General features: G+C 39.5%; 10 protein-coding genes. 5 read left to right on the forward strand and 5 right to left on the reverse strand.

Features of this window, described 5'->3' with window-relative positions:
* Positions 1-88 precede the first annotated feature (88 nt).
* Both N824_RS03820 and N824_RS03825 read left to right on the forward strand, forming a co-directional pair.
* The gene (locus N824_RS03820; RefSeq protein ID WP_161662256.1) at positions 89-1,162 is read left to right on the forward strand and encodes a vanadium-dependent haloperoxidase; all 1,074 of its coding nucleotides are present in this window, start codon (positions 89-91) and stop codon (positions 1,160-1,162) included.
* Between the two features lie 155 nt (positions 1,163-1,317).
* A complete protein-coding gene (locus N824_RS03825) occupies positions 1,318-2,868 on the forward strand; it encodes a sulfatase (protein ID WP_084498180.1) in 1,551 nt (516 codons plus the stop codon).
* Positions 2,869-2,941: 73 nt separating this feature from the next.
* Here the strand turns inward: N824_RS03825 and N824_RS03830 are convergent, their stop codons facing one another.
* The 5 genes from N824_RS03830 to N824_RS03850 form a co-directional block, all read right to left on the reverse strand.
* Positions 2,942-4,375 (reverse strand): TolC family protein, encoded by a 1,434-nt coding sequence (locus tag N824_RS03830; protein ID WP_048903823.1) that lies wholly within the window; start codon positions 4,373-4,375, stop codon positions 2,942-2,944.
* Complete coding sequence (locus N824_RS03835) at positions 4,368-7,535, reverse strand: efflux RND transporter permease subunit (protein ID WP_048903824.1); 3,168 nt, start codon at positions 7,533-7,535, stop codon at positions 4,368-4,370. Before N824_RS03835 ends, N824_RS03830 begins: the two co-directional genes overlap by 8 nt.
* Positions 7,536-7,562: 27 nt before the next feature.
* Positions 7,563-8,645: an efflux RND transporter periplasmic adaptor subunit gene (locus N824_RS03840; protein ID WP_048903825.1), complete on the reverse strand. Its 1,083-nt coding sequence runs from the start codon at positions 8,643-8,645 to the stop codon at positions 7,563-7,565.
* A gap of 146 nt (positions 8,646-8,791) precedes the next feature.
* Positions 8,792-9,196: a hypothetical protein gene (locus N824_RS03845; RefSeq protein ID WP_048903826.1), complete on the reverse strand. Its 405-nt coding sequence runs from the start codon at positions 9,194-9,196 to the stop codon at positions 8,792-8,794.
* 123 nt (positions 9,197-9,319) lie between these two features.
* A complete protein-coding gene (locus N824_RS03850; protein WP_048903827.1) occupies positions 9,320-10,210 on the reverse strand; it encodes a FimB/Mfa2 family fimbrial subunit in 891 nt (296 codons plus the stop codon).
* Between the two features lie 892 nt (positions 10,211-11,102).
* Here N824_RS03850 and N824_RS03860 point away from each other — a divergent pair.
* The 3 genes from N824_RS03860 to N824_RS03870 all read left to right on the forward strand — a co-directional run bounded on the left by N824_RS03860 (position 11,103) and on the right by N824_RS03870 (position 18,064).
* A complete protein-coding gene (locus tag N824_RS03860; RefSeq protein ID WP_048903829.1) occupies positions 11,103-14,294 on the forward strand; it encodes a TonB-dependent receptor in 3,192 nt (1,063 codons plus the stop codon).
* A 19-nt stretch (positions 14,295-14,313) separates the two neighbouring features.
* Positions 14,314-15,972: a RagB/SusD family nutrient uptake outer membrane protein gene (locus N824_RS03865; RefSeq protein WP_048903830.1), complete on the forward strand. Its 1,659-nt coding sequence runs from the start codon at positions 14,314-14,316 to the stop codon at positions 15,970-15,972.
* 322 nt (positions 15,973-16,294) lie between these two features.
* Positions 16,295-18,064 carry a hypothetical protein gene (locus N824_RS03870; RefSeq protein ID WP_200869810.1) on the forward strand — a complete coding sequence of 590 codons (1,770 nt, stop codon included), beginning with the start codon at positions 16,295-16,297 and terminating at the stop codon, positions 18,062-18,064.
* The last annotated feature ends 6 nt before the right edge of the window (positions 18,065-18,070 follow it).

Genomic DNA, 18,070 nt, shown 5'->3' on the forward strand with positions numbered 1-18,070 from the left:
NAGKMNNGAATRTTTRKTTAWWNCAAAMWTTKMYKYYTWTKWWWTTYWKKYTWAAAATAGTAATCAGTTTCAATCTTTAAAAGGACAATTGAATGGCTTTAATGGAATTCCAAACGCCGACAACACCCAAATTAGTTACTCACTGGCTGCTACCTACGCGTACTGGCAGGTTGCAAAACGGCTTGTATTCTCCGATCAGGTTGCGTTAGATAGTTTAAACAGCATCCTTTTGTGGTATAAAGTAAAAGGATATCCTGATACTGTAGTTCAAAACTCAATTTTATATGGTAAAAAGGTGTCAGATTCTATTTTAAGATGGGTTGATCAGGATCAGTATAAAGAAACGCGTAAGTTAAGGCGCTATAGTATTGTGAAAGAAGAAGGGAATTGGGCACCTACTCCACCTGGTTATATGGCGGCAGTGGAACCTTATTGGAACAAAATACGACCATTATGTATGAAAACAGCCGATCAGTTTAAACCTGCGCCTCCTCCGGCTTATAGCAGGGATAAGAATAGTGCTTTTTACAGAAATGCGAATGAAGTTTATCTAGCTGGTAAAAACCTAAATGCGGAACGACTTGACATTGCGAAATTTTGGGATTGTAATCCTTTTTTTCTAAATGTAAATGGACATATGAATTATGCAACAAAAAAGATTTCACCAGGAGCACATTGGATTTCTATTGCCACCATTGCCTGCAAAATGAAAACTTTTAATTATATCCAAAGTAGTTTTGCATACACATCTACATGTATTGCATTATTTGATGCTTTTATTAGTTGTTGGGATGAAAAATACAGGAGCAACTATATTCGGCCGGAAACATTCATAAATTCTAATATCGATGAAAATTGGCAGCCAATTTTGCAAACGCCACCATTTCCAGAATACCCAAGTGGCCATAGTGTTGCTTCAACATCAGCCGCCTATATTCTAACCAAAATATTTGGCGATGATTTTAAATTTAAAGACAATACAGAGGTTGATTATGGATTGCCAATAAGAAGCTTTACTTCTTTTGATCAGGCAGCTAAGGAAGCAGCTATTAGTCGGCTTTACKGAGGAATTCATTATAGGCCAGCTATTGAAAATGGTCAAATTCAAGGAACGGATATTGCAAAGTATCAGACTGAAAAAATTAAAATGAAAAAAAAATAATCTTCTATTTGACTTATCGTCCTGAAAAATTGATACAGGATTAATAATTAATAAATTTACAATTTTTAAATAGCAGCTGGTTCATCCAAAAGATTAACAGGGCCGGAATGAACGCGTTTACCTCAACGCCCTTTATATGACAACATGGTTATCAAATGAAATTAAATAAGACCTTACTACTCCTTGCATTGGCCAGCAGTTGTATGCAACTGTTTGCACAAAAGCAACAAACAGCGGCAGCTTCAAAACGACCAAATATCGTGATTATCATTTCAGATGATCATGCCTATCAGACCATAAGCGCCTACGGCAGCAAATTAATGAAAACCCCCAATATAGACCGGATTGCAAATGAAGGGGTTCGTTTTGATAAGGCATATGTAACCAATTCCATTTGTGGTCCCAGCAGGGCGGTAATCCTGACTGGAAAATACAGCCACAAAAATGGATTTAGAGATAATGAGAGCTCAGTTTTTAATGGCGATCAGGACTCCTTTGCAAAGCAACTGCAGAGAGGTGGCTATCAAACCGCGTGGATTGGCAAGTGGCATTTAGAAAGCAAACCCCAGGGTTTTGATTTCTGGCAGGTATTGCCTAATCAGGGACAATATTTCAATCCAGACTTTGACATGATGGACGGAAGCAAGAAAAGAATTGACGGCTACGTAACCAATGTAATTACGGATGAAGCTGAAAACTGGTTGGATAAAAGAGACGATTCCAAGCCATTTTGCCTGGTTATCGGACATAAGGCCACACATCGCGTTTGGCTGCCGGATACTGCTGATCTGGGCCGCTTTGATAAGGTTAACTTTCCGCTTCCGGCCAATTTTTACGATACCTACCAAAACAGAAAAGCTGCGGAGATACAGGACATGTCTATCGAAAAAACCATGCTGATGGGATATGACCTAAAGATGTTCGGTTCGGATGATAAGGAGAATAAAGATGGTAACTTTAGTAGGATGAACGCAGCCCAACGTGCAAAAATTGATGCTTATTATAAACCGATTGAAGCGCAATTTAATGTATTGAACTTACAAGGAAAAGCACTTACCGAATGGAAATTTCAACGTTATATGCGCGATTACTTAAGTACTGCCACCTCCTTAGACCGAAACATTGGTCGCACACTAGACTACCTGGATCAACATGGTCTGAGCAAGAATACTATTGTAATTTATCTGTCCGATCAGGGATTTTATATGGGCGAACACGGCTGGTTTGATAAGCGTTGGATTTATGAGGAATCATTCCGTACACCTATGGTTATGAGATACCCCGGCATGGTAAAAGCAGGTACTGTTTCCAATCGCTTTGTGATGAATCTGGACATTGCTCCAACTGTACTTGATGCAGCTGGGTTGGCTATTCCAAAAGATGTACAAGGCATATCTATGTTGCCTGCCTTAAAAAATCAGGCTGATAAAGGCAGACAGGTTTTATACTATCATTATTATGAAAATGGGGAGCATTCGGTTTCCCCGCATTTCGGGATTCGCACAAAGAGGTACAAATTGATTCGCTTCTATAAGCGTGTAGCAGGATGGGAGTTGTACGATCTGCAAAAAGATCCACATGAAATGGATAACAAATACGGTAAAAAAGGATATGGAACCATCACTGCCGACTTGTACAAAGAGCTAAACAGGCAAATTAATAAATTTGAAGATAAGGATGCGCTACAAATCTTGAAGGACAGATAAGATCCGTTATTGATTAAAAAGAAGCAAAAAAGCCGGTTTTTTTATGACCGGCTCTTTTTGTAAAAAATTATTGTTATTTCCAGCCCCCACCAAGTTCCTGGTAGATATTGGTTACAGCACTGAGCTGGTTCTTTTTTGTTTCTATGAGTTCCAGTTTTGATTCCAGGGCATCCCTCTGGGTCATTAGCACTTCCAGATAATCTGCCCTTGCCGATTTAAATAAATCATTGGAGATGTCAATAGATTTGTTGAGTGCATCTACCTGATCAGACTTCAAACGAAAACTCTTTTCCAGGTTATCTATATTCGACATTTGAGTAGAAACTTCTAAGTATCCATTTAAAATTGTTCGTTCATAGTTATACATGGCCTGAAGCTGACGCAAGTTTGCGTTTTTAAACTCTGCCTTAATTCCGTTTCTATTGATTAGTGGGCCAGCAAGATCTCCTGCAAGTGAATACAGCATTGATTCGGGCGATTTCACCAGATAAGATGGGTTAAATGCCTGAAATCCGAACGCTGCGGAAATATCCAGTGAAGGATAGAATTCTGCTTTTGCTACTTTTACATCTAATTTTGCAGCAGCCAGCTCCAGTTCAGCTTGTTTAATGTCTGGTCTGTTGGCCAGCAGTTGCGATGGAATACCTGTGCGAACCGCTGGAGGTAGCAGGTGCAAGAAAGTGCCATGATCTCTTGGGATTTCCTGAGGGAATCGACCAAGTAGAAAATTGATCTTGTTCTCACTCTCCTTGATTTTTTGAAGAATGTCAAACTCCATGCTTTGAGAATTTAGTACCTCCGCTTTAAATTTCTGAACAGCTAGTTCGGTTACCCTGGTTGCTTGTTTTTGAATTTTTACAATCTCAAGGGCATCCTTTTGAAGCTGGATGTTCTGTTTAACAATCTCTAACTGATTATCCAAAGCCAGCAATTCATAATAAGAGTTGGCAACCTCAGCAATCAAATTGGTCAGTACAAAATTTTTACCCTCTACAGTGGATAAATATCTGCTAATTGCAGCTTTCTTAGAGTTACGGAGTTTTTTCCAGATATCTACTTCCCAGTTTGCATATACTGCAGCAGTATAATCCATCAGGGGATCTGGCGTTTCTTTTCCTGGGGCAATTTCTGTTGAAGCGTCACCAGCACCCTGACTGGTGTATCTTCCTACTTTTTCAACACTCAGGCCAAGCTTTGCACCTACGGTTGGCAAAAGTGCTCCCTGTTTAAATTTGATGTCGTTCTTGGCTATTTCAACTTCCTGAAGGGCTATGCTCAACTCCTGGTTATGTTTAAGGGCAGTGTCAATCAGATTCACCAAATTTGGATCGGTAAAAAAACGCTTCCATTCAAGCGCAGCTACGTTGGTAGTATCCCTGTCGTTATTATAAGATTCGGGAACCGATCTGTTTTCAGCAGACTGCATGAACGCAGGAACCTTACAGCTTGCAATGGCCAGGCAAATACCAACCACGCCAATGCATTTATATATCTTGTGTTTATACATTGTGATCAATTTCTTCAGTTAAAGGATTTTCTTCTTCATTTTTAACAAGAGCATATTTTTCTGAGATTTTGCCGAAGATGTAGTACAATCCCGGTATGATAAGAACGCCGAAAACAGTTCCGAAAAGCATGCCTCCGGCAGCGGCCGACCCGATTGTTCTGTTTCCTGTTGCACCCGGTCCAGAAGCAAAAACCAATGGGATCAATCCGGCGATAAATGCAAAGGAAGTCATCAGAATCGGTCGGAACCTTACGGCTGAACCCTCAATTGCTGCCTGGAGTACTGAGCTTCCTGCTCTGTGTTTCTGAACAGCAAACTCTATGATCAATACCGCATTCTTACCCAACAGACCGATAAGCATAACCATCGCTACCTGAGCATATATGTTATTCTCTAACCCGAATAATTTCAACAAGAGGAAGGCTCCGAAAATTCCTGCCGGAAGTGAAAGAATTACAGGGAATGGCAAAATAAAGCTCTCATACTGTGCAGCAAGGAGCATATATACGAAAACAAGGCAGATGATGAAGATATAGATCGCTTCATTTCCACGGGCAACCTCATCTTTGGAAATACCTGCCCAGTCAATCGAGAATCCTCTTGGTAAACTGGTTTTAGCCACTTCCGATACCGCATTAATTGCTGAACCACTACTATAACCTGGTGCAGAGGAACCACTAATTTCCGATGCATTATACATGTTGTGTCTGGTGATCTCTGATAATCCGTAAACCTTCTCAATTTTCATGAAGGCCGAGAATGGCACCATTTCGTCACGATTATTCTTTACATATAGTTTCAGAACATCTTCTGGTAAGGCCCTGTACTGTGGCAATGCCTGTACCATCACTTTGTATTGCCTATCGTACTTGATAAAGCTGGTCTCGTAGTTACTGCCCACAAGGGTAGAAAGCGTATTCATCGCATTCTCAATTGTTACCCCTTTTTGCTGAGCAATATCATTATCAATTTTGAGCATATATTGAGGGAAACTGGCACTGTAAAAGGTAAAAACCGACGATAATTCAGGGCGTTTACTCAGTTCCTTTACGAAATCCCTGCTTACCGTTTCCATCTTTTTGTAATCACCTGTTCCGGCTTTATCCAGCAAGCGCAACTCAAAACCACCCGCAGCTCCGTAACCAGGCACAGCAGGTGGCTGGAAGAATTCAATGGTGGCCCCTGTTACATCTTTAGATTTTTCCTCCAATTCATTGATTACCTCCTGCACAGAATGTTTACGTTCCTCCCAGCTTTTCAAGTTGATCAGACAAGTTCCTGAATTGGCTCCGGTACCCTCTGTAAGAATCTCATAACCCGCCAAAGAAGAAACGGATTGTACATCTTCCATGCCTTCGGCAATTTTCTGTAACTTTTCGGCAACTTGATTCGTTCTTTCCAATGATGAACCAGGAGGGGTTTGTATTACCGCATAAAACATTCCCTGATCTTCATTTGGTATAAAGCCAGAAGGAAGGCTGTTGTTTAGTAGCCATATCCCCGCGCAAAAGGCAACGAGCATGATAAAAGTAATTGCCCGTCTGTTTACGATTAAGCTTAATAATTTCTGGTATTTGCCAGAAACCCTGTTGAACCAGCTGTTGAAACCATCCAACACTTTATTGAGCCATGTTTTCTTTTGGGCTTTACCATGATTATTCTTCAGCATAATTGCACATAGGGCAGGGGTAAGGGTAAGTGCAACCACTCCCGATAGAATAATGGACGTTGCCATAGTAATAGAAAACTGTCTGTAGAATATTCCTACTGGCCCAGACATAAATGCAACCGGAATAAATACCGCTGCCATTACGAAAGTGATTGCAATAATCGCCCCACTGATCTCATGCATAGCTTCTTCCGTGGCTTTAAGTGGCGAAAGATTCTTTTCTTCCATTTTGGCATGGACTGCTTCGATTACTACAATGGCATTATCTACCACAATACCTATTGCAAGCACCAGAGCAAACAACGTGATGAGATTCAGTGTAATCCCAAAGAATTGCATAAATACAAAAGTCCCTATAAGAGAGACCGGTACTGCAATGGCCGGGATTAATGTTGAGCGCCAGTCACCAAGGAAAAGGAATACAACCAATCCCACAAGAATAAATGCTTCTACAAGGGTGTGTATTACTTTTTCAATAGAAGCATCCAGGAATTTGGATACGTCATAACTGATCTCATAATCTACACCTTTAGGAAATGAGCTGGATTTGATCTCCTTCAGTTTAGCTTTTATGTCTTTGATTACCTGGCTCGCATTACTTCCATAAGATTGCTTCACTACTATAGCAGCCGAAGGTCGGCCATTGAGATTGGAATAAAGGTCATAATACGAACTTCCAAACTCCACATCAGCCACATCCTTCAGGTGAAGGATCTCTCCCTTTGTGGATGACCTTAGTATGATGTTCTCATATCCCTCTTTGGTACTAAACCTTCCGGGATATTTTAATACATATTCAAATGCCTGAGATCTTTTACCAGAACTTTCTCCGGTTTTACCTGGCGAAGCTTCCAAACTTTGCTCATCAAGTGCTTTCAGAACTTCATCGGCCGATATCTTATAGGCCAGCATACGGTCTGGTTTTAGCCAGACCCTCATCGCGTATTCGCGGTTACCAAGGATATCTGCAACTCCAACACCATCCACTCTTTTTAGTTCTGACAATACGTTGATGTCGGCGAAGTTGAAAAGAAACTTCTGATCCATATGAGGGTCTTTACTGTACAGGTTAATGTACATGAGCATATTAGACTCTTCCCTCGTAATCTTTACACCTTCACGTACCACCAAAGGGGGTAGTTTATTTATAACAGAAGCTACACGGTTTTGAATATTTATCGACGCCTGGTTGGGATCGGTACCCAGATTAAATACGGCCTGTATGGTCGCTTCACCATCATTACCTGCATCCGATGCCATGTATTTCATTCCCGGAACACCATTAATAGCCCGTTCCAACGGAATGATTACGGATTTAATCATTAGTTCGCCATTTGCTCCCGGATATTCCGCAGTGATGTTCACCTTTGGTGGCGAAATGGAAGGGAATTGTGTTACCGGTAATTGAGTGGTAGCCAACACACCCAGAAATGTAATGATGAGCGATATTACTATAGACAGGACTGGCCTGTGTATGAATTTATTAAACATAGAATTACTTTTTTAAGGATGGAATTACTATTCCGTTTTCAATTGCAGACGGGAAATAACTTCCTTGGGTGCTATAAATTCATATTTGATCTTATCATCATCTTTAACCTTTTGGACACCTTCAAGCAGGATTTTGTCGTTTTCAGAAAGGGTATTTCCTACCACGTACAAGTCAGGCATTCTGCTACTGATACTGATATTCCGTGATCTTACTACTCCATTCTTGTCCACTACAAAAACATATACCTTATCCTGAATTTCGTAGGTCGCTTTTTGAGGAATTATTAATGCACCTTTAAGTGGAACCGTCATTTGAACTTTACCTGTCTCACCATTTTTTAAAAGCTTGTCGGGATTAGGGAACCTTGCTCTGAAAGCAATGTTTCCTGTTTCATTATCAAATTCACTTTCAACGGTTTCTACCTCACCTTTATATTTCAAGGGTTGGCTATTGGCCAAAAGCAGACTTACCTTGTTGTCGCCGCGACCTTTGATATTCGTCTGATAGTCCAGATACTCCGGTTCAGATACATTAAAGTAGGCGAACATCTGACTGTTATCAGAAAGGTTAGTCAATAATTCACCTTCATCAACAAGACTTCCCAGTTTTAGGGGAATGCGATCAATGGTGCCATCAAATGGGGCTTTGATTTCGGTGAATGACAAGTGTAGTTTTGCTAGCGCCACTTCGGCTTTAGCCTGGTCAAGTTTAGCTTGAGCCATTGTCAGCTCGTTTTTTGAGACCACATTTTTATCAGCCAGCGTTTTGGTATTCTGTAATTCTATCTCTACAGATTTGGCTTCGGCCTGCGCTTTCATTAACTCGGCTTCATACATTTTTGGCATGATCCTGAACAACAGCTGGCCCGCTTTTACAGATTGACCTTCGTCAACGTAAATGTTCTGCATGTATCCTTTTTCCTGTGCTCTTATCTCAATGTTCCTTACAGATTTTATTTGTGAAACATATTCCTTGGTAAATGAGGTGTCAATTTTTAAAGGAGTAGTAACCGCATACTTGCTGATTTCTTCCTTTTCTTTTTTTTCAGATGTACAGCTTGTATGGCATAATATAACACCCAAGCCCATGAGCATTGCAATTCTCTTCATAGTATGAATTAATTATTTATCGATTTGATGATCAGGAATCAGAAATTCCCTGGAATGAGAAATAGCATCAGTTACCGGGTATGAAACCAGAATTACCTCCACGGGCATATATGATCACAACTTCAATAACTGAAGCGTATTGTTGATCATATTTTTAGAACTCTTTGTAGAATGTATTTGTAAGAAGAAGTGTAGGATAGGTGCTTGCAAAAAGGCAAACGGTTTTTGAAATAAGCGTTGGAATAAATTAAAGTAGAAGCATAGGTAAGCGTTGCAAAATACTTGGCAGGCAATATAGATTTCCTGACAGATACAAGATCATCATCTTCGTCCTCAACACTGATGAAGTCTTCTTTTTTATCACCTATGGTACTGCTCTTAACTTCAGGAAGGCCCTGATTGGCCATAAGAAGCGTTTCTTGATGAGATTTTTCAATCTTTTGAACTGTTGAATGACTACTTGTGCTGTCATGAGCCCCTGCATAAACGTAATCTGATCCTCCTAAAAGGAAAAAACACAGAGACAGAAAGAATACAACAGCTGTTTTCATATTCGGCCACAAAAATAGTATTAGCCATGAAAGTTTACGTAATCTAATTCTTTTTAACTGTCAGGATTGTGTCAATAATTTTAATTGTGCTTGCTGGACGATGTTGGATTATCAATAGAATCCTTAAAAATGAACAACAGCAGTATCAACCAGCCACTTATCATTAATGGTAACATTAAAACCGGTTGATATATTGGGTACTAGTAGTTTGCCTTTTACAATTGTGCGCTTGTTTCTGTAAATGGGTACACTGAGTGTTTTTCTTACACCACCTCCCGATATCTCAATTAGAATTGGTCTTTCGGTACTCAGAATATAAATGCTGATGGGGCCATTTGCATTGCTTACCTCATAGCCTGCATTATCGTCAATACGGCCAAATGTTTTTTGATCTTTCAGTGTAAAACCCGTTGCTTCAAAATTAACATCAACAATAAAGTCAGGTACGTCCTCAACAAGGACTTCCAGTTTACCAACAACCCGCTGCAGTACGAGGTTTATTGTTTGGTCTTCACCGATGCTTACAACTGATGACTTTGCATAAAAAGTATCATCTGTTTTATAATGCTTATCAGCCATTGTTGGATTAGGTTGCCAGTACTGCATGTTTGCCTCGGCAAGTGGTAATAGTATAGGAACTTCGTTGTCCCGATAATACTTATTGATCCCGAAAAGTGATTTGGAACCAACTGCAATAAATATATAATTACCAACAGGCAAATCGAAATCTATTTCTCCCATACCAGGAAAATCGGTGGTTTGGGTAACTCTAGCGTATTCATTGCCGGTGTCAAAATTAAAGACGATATAGGTCAGTTGATTAACTAAATTTGCTATGGGTGTAGCTAATGTTGGTTCAGTGCCACCATCTAAACTTGTTTTTTCCTTTTCAACAGAAAGACCCACTTTGTACGTTGTTTTATTTGGTTCGGGAACTTCTTGTCCGGCTTTCTTGCTGCATGCCGATAATAGTAGAATGAAAGTAATTGAGGAGATAAACGTTAATTTTTTCATGATCTTTTTTACATGAAAATACCTAACATTTAACGAAAAGAAATGGAACTCTTATGATTGTGTAGCAAAGTGTGTAAATATCACATAATTTGTGTAACCTGTCATTTACAGCAGTTTAGAGATCGAGAGTTACCATTCAATAAGTTTGCTGTATAATCTGAATGTTTTCAAATTAAATTGGTGTAATAAATAGCGCAATTATGATGGACACAGATTTGTATTACACTCAAACCGAGGCTTGCAGTGTTTTAAGAATTTCTCTCAAGAAATTTAAGAGCATTATTAAAAATAATAAACTCCCTGTTTACAAAAGTTCTGAAACTGCAAATGCCTATGTGAAAAAGAAAGATTTTCTCAACGCAATGCTAAATGGGATCTAGCTACTATCCATTTCGTAATCTTCCATTCTAACCCATTCTAAAGGCTATTCCAAAGGGCTTAAAAAGCATTTGTATCATTTTTGTTGCGCAAACGTTTGTTTCGGTGTGTGCAATTGATCTTTTTTTCACCAAAAAAGACTGCCTTTAACGGGCTTTAAACTAACTTTTTAGTAGATAATTAAACATCTGGTTAATTATTATTCTTGTAGAAATAAAAAAAATCATGATTCATAAGGCCATACTTTGTTGAACAAAGTATGATTGAAGTTGATATACCTCAAAGCAATTTATTCAAGTTTTCAAGATGTAATTTATGCTGGCTTCAGTGCGAAATCAATCGATTGCGTTAAGTTGTACATAATATGTGACCTCTCGACTCTATACATTAGAGCTGAAAAGTTTTAACCATCTAAGTCCCTCCTCTCAATTCATGAGATTAAATAGTATGATAACCTAACAGAGTAATTGCTGCAATTCCATTAACTAACTAACAACTAAACTAAATAACAATTATGATTGACTATTATTTAAAACGGCAGTTAAGGCCGTTCGTTAAAACACTGGTATTGATAAAACTTTGTTTTTTAATATCGGTGACCGCATCTATAAGTGCTCATGCGGGAGGCCTGCCTGTAAACTACACTCGAGCTGACATTAATGTTAAAGGTACAGTTAAAGACAGCCAGGGTAACCCTATACCTGGTGTTTCTGTACAAGTGAAAAATTTAACAAGCCGTGGAACTTCAACCAATGCAGAAGGGGCGTATGCACTCACAGTACCCGAAAATAGTATTTTGGTTTTCAGAGCGATAGGTTTTAAAACTAAAGAAGTTACTGCAGCAAAAGCCGGTACAATAGATATAAGCCTTGAGGATGAATCTAGCAACCTGAATGAAGTTGTGGTTGTTGCTTACGGTACACAGAAAAGAACGAGTTTAACAGGTGCTATTGCTACCGTGACCCCTAAGCAGTTAAAGGACAGGCCAGTAACCTCTATACAGAATGCGTTACAAGGTGTTTCTCCTGGCCTTACTATTTTACAACGCCCTGGCGACTTAAGTCGTGATGCATCTGCTTCTACAACCGTAAGCATCAGAGGTAGAAGTAGCTTAGTGTCTGGTGGAAGCAATCCAATGTATGTTATTGATGGAATACCTGCCTCGGCACAGGAATTTGCTACTTTAAATCCTAACGACATTTCTAGTATGTCAGTTTTAAAGGATGCTTCTTCTGCTGCACTATATGGGTCAAGAGCAGCTAATGGTGTTATCATGGTAACTACTAAGCGTGGTAACGGAGAGAAAACTACTGTAGAACTTAATGCAAATTACGGATGGCAATCGCCTACCAAAATGGCTAAATATGTAGGCTCAGGCGACTATACTACTCTTTATAATGAGGCATTGACAAACGCTGGTGGTGCTCCACTTTTTACTGCAGAACAGATCCAGTGGTATAAAGATGGTTCAAAACCAGATCTTTACCCAAATACCGATTGGTATGATAAGGTTCTTCGCAAAACTGCACCGTTAAGCGACATCAGTTTAAATATAAATGCGCCAGGTAAAATTACCAATAGTTATTTGGGCGTATCTTATCTTAGTCAGGAATCTATTATTCCCGATAAAGATCAGAACCGATTTGTGGCTAAGTTAAATACTGAAACTACTATTGTGCCTGAAATTTTAAAGGTCGGAACTAACTTTTCATTCATAAACCAAAATTTCGACCGTAAAGGTAACATGAGCTGGACAGAGCTTAACAGGTCTTTGCCAACTTCAGTATTTCGTCAGAGCAATGGCGAATGGGGGTCAATCGATAATGGCAAAGCTAATGCGCAAACAGCAGGTCGTAATCAGGCGCGCATAATTGAAGAAGGCGGTAAAGCCTGGGATCGTGATAATTATTTTCAGACCTCTGCAAACGCTACTTTAACGCCGTTAAAAGGACTGTCAATAAATGGATTAGTTTCCCTAAAATATACAAATGGCAACTCATGGTCTTTTAACAATACCCTTGATCCTATTAATGACTTTTTAACAGGGAAGCCGATTACCTCGACCCAAAAAGTGCAGAATGATATGCTTGAGTACTGGCGCAAAAGAAGGGAGCTGCTAACACAGGTAACAACTGATTATGAACGTACTTTTGGCAAACATTATGGTAAATTAACAGTAGGTGCATCGCAAGAAAGCAATACCTACAGAACGGCATTTGTGGGTCGTAAAAATTTCCCGAATAATGATATGACCACTGTTGTATCGGGCTCCTCAAATCCTGAAGATATCAACTCTGATGACGATGGTCAGGCAAACCGTAGCAATCAGCAAGATTGGGCTATGCGCTCTGTTTTTGGACGTTTTAACTATGCTTTTAACGACAAATACCTTTTAGAAGTTAATACACGTATCGATTATTCATCCCGCTTTCGTAAAGATATCCGCAGAGCGGTATTCCCATCCTTTTCAGCAGGTTGGAATGTAAGTAAAGAAGACTTTATGAAAAATGTGGATTGGATCAATAATTTGAAATTACGTGGTTCATGGGGTTCTTTGGGTAACCAGGATGTTGTATCAATTGGAAACTATTTCGACCTGTTAAATACCGGTTATCAGTATAGTTTTGAAGAAGCTCCACAAGGCGGCGTGTGGTCAGCGAAAATTGCTAATCCATTGGCAACCTGGGAAAAAGTATACATGACAGATTTGGGTATCGACCTAAGTATGTTCAATGGAAAATTAGATATTACTACAGATTACTACATTAAAAACACTAAGGATCTTTTAATGAGGGTTCCTGCACTTGCAACCAGTGGAGTAAATACAAGCACTACCGATGCTATAAACAGTGGGCTTCCGCTATCAAATGGAGCTGCTACGCAAAACAAGGGATTTGAGCTTGCAATTACCCACAACAACAAAATTGGCAGCGATTTTACATTCAGCATAGGAGGTAATTTATCGATCATTAAGAGTACTATCACTAAGCTAGGCGATGGTAGTGAAACATTTGACGGACGATTTATACAGAAAATAGGTGAATCAATAGGTTCTTTTTACGGATATGAATCAGAAGGCCTTTTCGTTGATGCTGCTGATGTAACAAACCACGCATTCCAAACCGCTACCACCAAAGCCGGAGATATAAAATATAAAGACTTAAATGGTGATAACTTGATCGATGCGTCCGATCGCAAGATAATTGGCAACAACGTTCCGTGGTTGAATTATGGTTTTAATTTAAATGCTGCATATAAAGGATTCGATCTAAGTGTACTTACTTACGGTGTGGCAAAGGTTAAAACTTATTTATCTGAAGAGGCTGCTTATCCATTCTTTAATGGTGCCAATGTAAAAGAACAATGGTTAAACAGATGGACATCCGCTAATCCTGATCCGAATGCTGATTTCCCGCGCATTTTAACAACAGCTGCAGGCGCACATAATTATAATCCTACATCCTCATTCTGGTTATTCAGTGGGGCCTATTTCAGAGTAAGAGGCATAACCTTAGGTTATACTATTCCACAAGATGTAACTAAAAAAATTGGGCTGGCTAAACTAAGAATTTATGGTACAGCGAATAACCCTTTCACTTTTATGGCTGATAAGCGATTGGCAGATTATGACCCTGAGTCTGACTCTGGACGTGGAGGTTACCCAGGTATTAAAACCTGGTCTGTTGGTTTAAGTGCTGGTTTCTAATCAAAATAATAAGAATATCATGAAAAAAATAACATCAATATATATACTTACAGGGCTTTTAACACTAGGCGCTGTTACCTCTTGTAAAAAAGACTTTTTAGAAAGACCACCATTGGATCAATTGTCGGAAGCGACGTTTTGGAAAAATCCTAACGATGTCTATCAGGCAGTTATGGCGGTTTATAATCAGCTACCTGGCGATGGAACAATTTATGATGATGGTGCAACAGATAATGCCCATGCCCAGTATCCATGGGAAAGTTCCGCTACAGATGTTTCTGCCGGAACGCTTACCTCTACAACTGATGCAGGTTGGAGTTTCATCGACATCCGCCGTGCAAATTATTTCCTTGCCAATGCAGATAAAGTAACGACAATAGATGCTGCTTTATTGGAAAGATATAAAGCGGAAGTAAGGTTTTTAAGGGCAATGTTTTACTACAGATTAACAAATAAATTTGGAGATGTTCCTTTAATTACAACGGTTTTAGCCTTGGGAGCGGAAAATGTACCAAGAACTCCAAAAGCTGAAGTAGTAAAATTTATTACCGATGAGCTTGATGCCGTTTCTAAAATTTTGCCACAAAATTATGCCGGTGGTAAACCAAATGAAAAAGGAAGAATTACCAAAGGAGCAGCCCTTGCATTAAAGGCCAGGGTGCATTTAAATGAAAGTCAGTGGCAGCTGGCCGTTGATGCTTCAAGTCAGGTAATGACGCTGGGTTATAGCTTATTTAAGGTTGATGCCGAAGAAGCCATAGATGCTAAAGATGATTATAGTAAATGGGTTACTTTTGCAAATGCCAGCGACGAGAAGAAATTCCGCTTGGGTCTGCGTAGTTATGAGGCACTTTTTCATAAAGTAAATGAAGGTAATGCTGAGGTAATTTTGGACCGTCAGCAAATTGACCAAAAAGATGCGAATTTCTTAAATACTTACTTATTGCCGGGCACTATTGGTGGCTGGAGCTCCGTAACTCCAACTCAGGAATTGGTAAATAGCTATGGCAGTTATAAAACTGGTGAGGCAGTTACACCAACGGATCCGGCGCAACGTGCTGAATGGTATAAAACTAACAATCCGGCATTTGCTAATGAGTATAAAAACCGTGATCCACGCTTTTATGCGAGTATCCTGTTTGAAAACTCACCGTGGAATGCAGTGGAAGATGATTATAAGTTTAATTGGGTTCAGGGTGCTTCCAATATGTCTTTAACAGGATATAACTTCCGTAAATTGGTTGACCCTGCAATCTATCGTCAACAGGTCGATAACCATGCTAATATAATTTTAATCCGTTATGCTGAGGTATTGTTGACCTATGCAGAAGCTAAAAATGAATTAAGCGGACCTGATGCTACAGTTTATGACGCCTTAGATGCAGTTAGAACGCGTTCAGGAATGCCTGTTGTCGACAGGGTAAAATATGCAGGTAAAGATGCACTTAGAGAAGTAATTCGTAATGAACGCAGGGTAGAGCTTGCCTTGGAGGGACAACGTTATATGGATATTCGTCGTTGGAAAATTGCCCCTCAGGTAATGAAAACCATAAATAATATTAAAAATACCCAGGCTCAGGAAAGAACATGGAACGATAGGTTTTATCTGATGCCTGTTCCGCAAAAGGAGGTGGATCTTTCAAAAGGAGTGTTAACCCAAAATGCCGGATATAATTAACTGACAGCATTTCCTTAAACGATTAAAACGAGTGTCCTTACCATATGGGCACTCGTTTTTTTATGTACATCAATGTCGTAGTTAGATAACGGGCATTACCGGTATAATTATCTAAAAAAAGAAATTCTTTTATAAATAATTATTCTCTTCCTAATAGGATTTAGCATGTATTTGTACTCATAATTTAATATTTGAGAGCCTGTAGGTGCAGGATGCCAGTCAGTATAGTACAGGTTGCTGCTCGATGAAACTATTAATATTATTGAGATAGCAACCAATTGTTTCCTCTCGAAAACGATTGTGCCTAACCAAATATAGATTTATGATGAGCTTTAATATCAGATCCAGTGCTGGTCTTTTATTGGTGCTGTGTGCCGCTGTAACAAATGTTTTTTCACAGAAGCTACTAACCAATTATACAGCAACACTGCCAGCCACAGATGCACTGGGCAGAAAACTACCCGCATTTAATGTAGTAGGTAAAGAGAAAAGCGACAAATTTGTCGGCCTATTCTATTGGACATGGCATTACGCACAAGCGAAGCTAAAACCTAATAATACCACTGCCTTTTTACAGAAACATCCTGATGCACTTTACGATTACAAGCATCCGGCATGGCCGCAAAACATCATGAATTTCTGGAATGAGCCGTTGTTTGGTTATTACGTAGATACGGATAAATGGGTGCTTTGGAAACATGCCGAAATGCTGGCTGACGCAGGTGTTGATATGATTATGTTTGATTGTACCAATGGAGATATGGTGTGGAAGCCTGCGTATATGGCATTGTGCGAAGTGTTTTCAGAAGCAAGAAAAAATGGCATCCGTACACCTCAAATCGCTTTTATGATGGGATTTGGGGCATCAAAAGATACCAAAAGTGCCATCAGCCAGGTTTATAACGACCTATACAAACCGGGTCTTTATAAAGAGTTGTGGTTTCAATGGAAAGGCAAGCCCTTAATTATGGCATACCCGGATAATATTGATCCTGAGATTAAGAACTTCTTTACCTTCCGCCCGGGACAACCAGTTTACAATAAAGGACCCGAACGCAAAGATCATTGGGGATGGTTGGAGATATATCCTCAGCATGGCTTCGTGAAAAATGATGATGGAAGCTTTGAACAAATGACCGTTGGTACATCTCAAAACTGGACCAAGGAAAATGGTTTAAATCCAATGAACGCGAAAGGTGCATTTGGAAGAAGTTACACCAACAAAAATGGACAAAACACAAATAAAGATGCACATCAGTATGGACTGAATTTTCAGGAGCAATGGGACCATGCTTTAAAGCAAAACGTTGAACTGGTATTTGTTACCGGCTGGAACGAATGGATAGCCGGCAGATATGAAACCTGGCAGGATCAGCCAAATGCCTTTCCCGATCAATTTGATACAGAACATAGCAGAGATATAGAGCCTATGAAAGGTGGTCATCAGGATAACTATTATTACCAGTTAATCGCTAACATCCGCCGCTTTAAAGGGATGCCTGCTCCAGAAAAAGCCTCTGCAGCAAAAACGATCAGCATGGATGGGAAGTTTGATGAATGGGTTAATGTTAAACCAGAATTTATAGCTCATAAAGGAAATACCATACATCGTGATGCCGATGGCTTTGCAGGTACACATTATACAAATACGACTGGACGAAATGATATGGTAAAAGCCAAAGTAGCAAGAGATAACAAGTATGTCTATTTCTATGTAGAAACAGCAGATCAGCTCACCAGTCACAAAGATCCTGCATGGATGCGCCTTTTTATCGATATCGATAGGGATAAAAAAACAGGATGGGAGGGATATGATTTTGTTGTGAATAGAAAATCTCCCGATCAAAAGGCTTTTTTGGAAAAATCCACAAAGGGATGGAATTGGAAACAGGTTGCGCAGGTCGATTTTAACTACACCGGTAATCAGCTTGAAATTCGTATTCCGAGAACATTCCTGGCCTTAAAAAACACATTAAACTTTGAATTTAAATGGTCTGATAACATGCAGACTGATGGAGATATTATTGATTTCCTGGTCAATGGAGATGTTGCGCCCTCGGGAAGATTTAATTATCCATATAAAGAACATTAACACCAA

The organism is Pedobacter sp. V48, assembly GCF_000523515.1.
Lineage (GTDB): Bacteria > Bacteroidota > Bacteroidia > Sphingobacteriales > Sphingobacteriaceae > Pedobacter.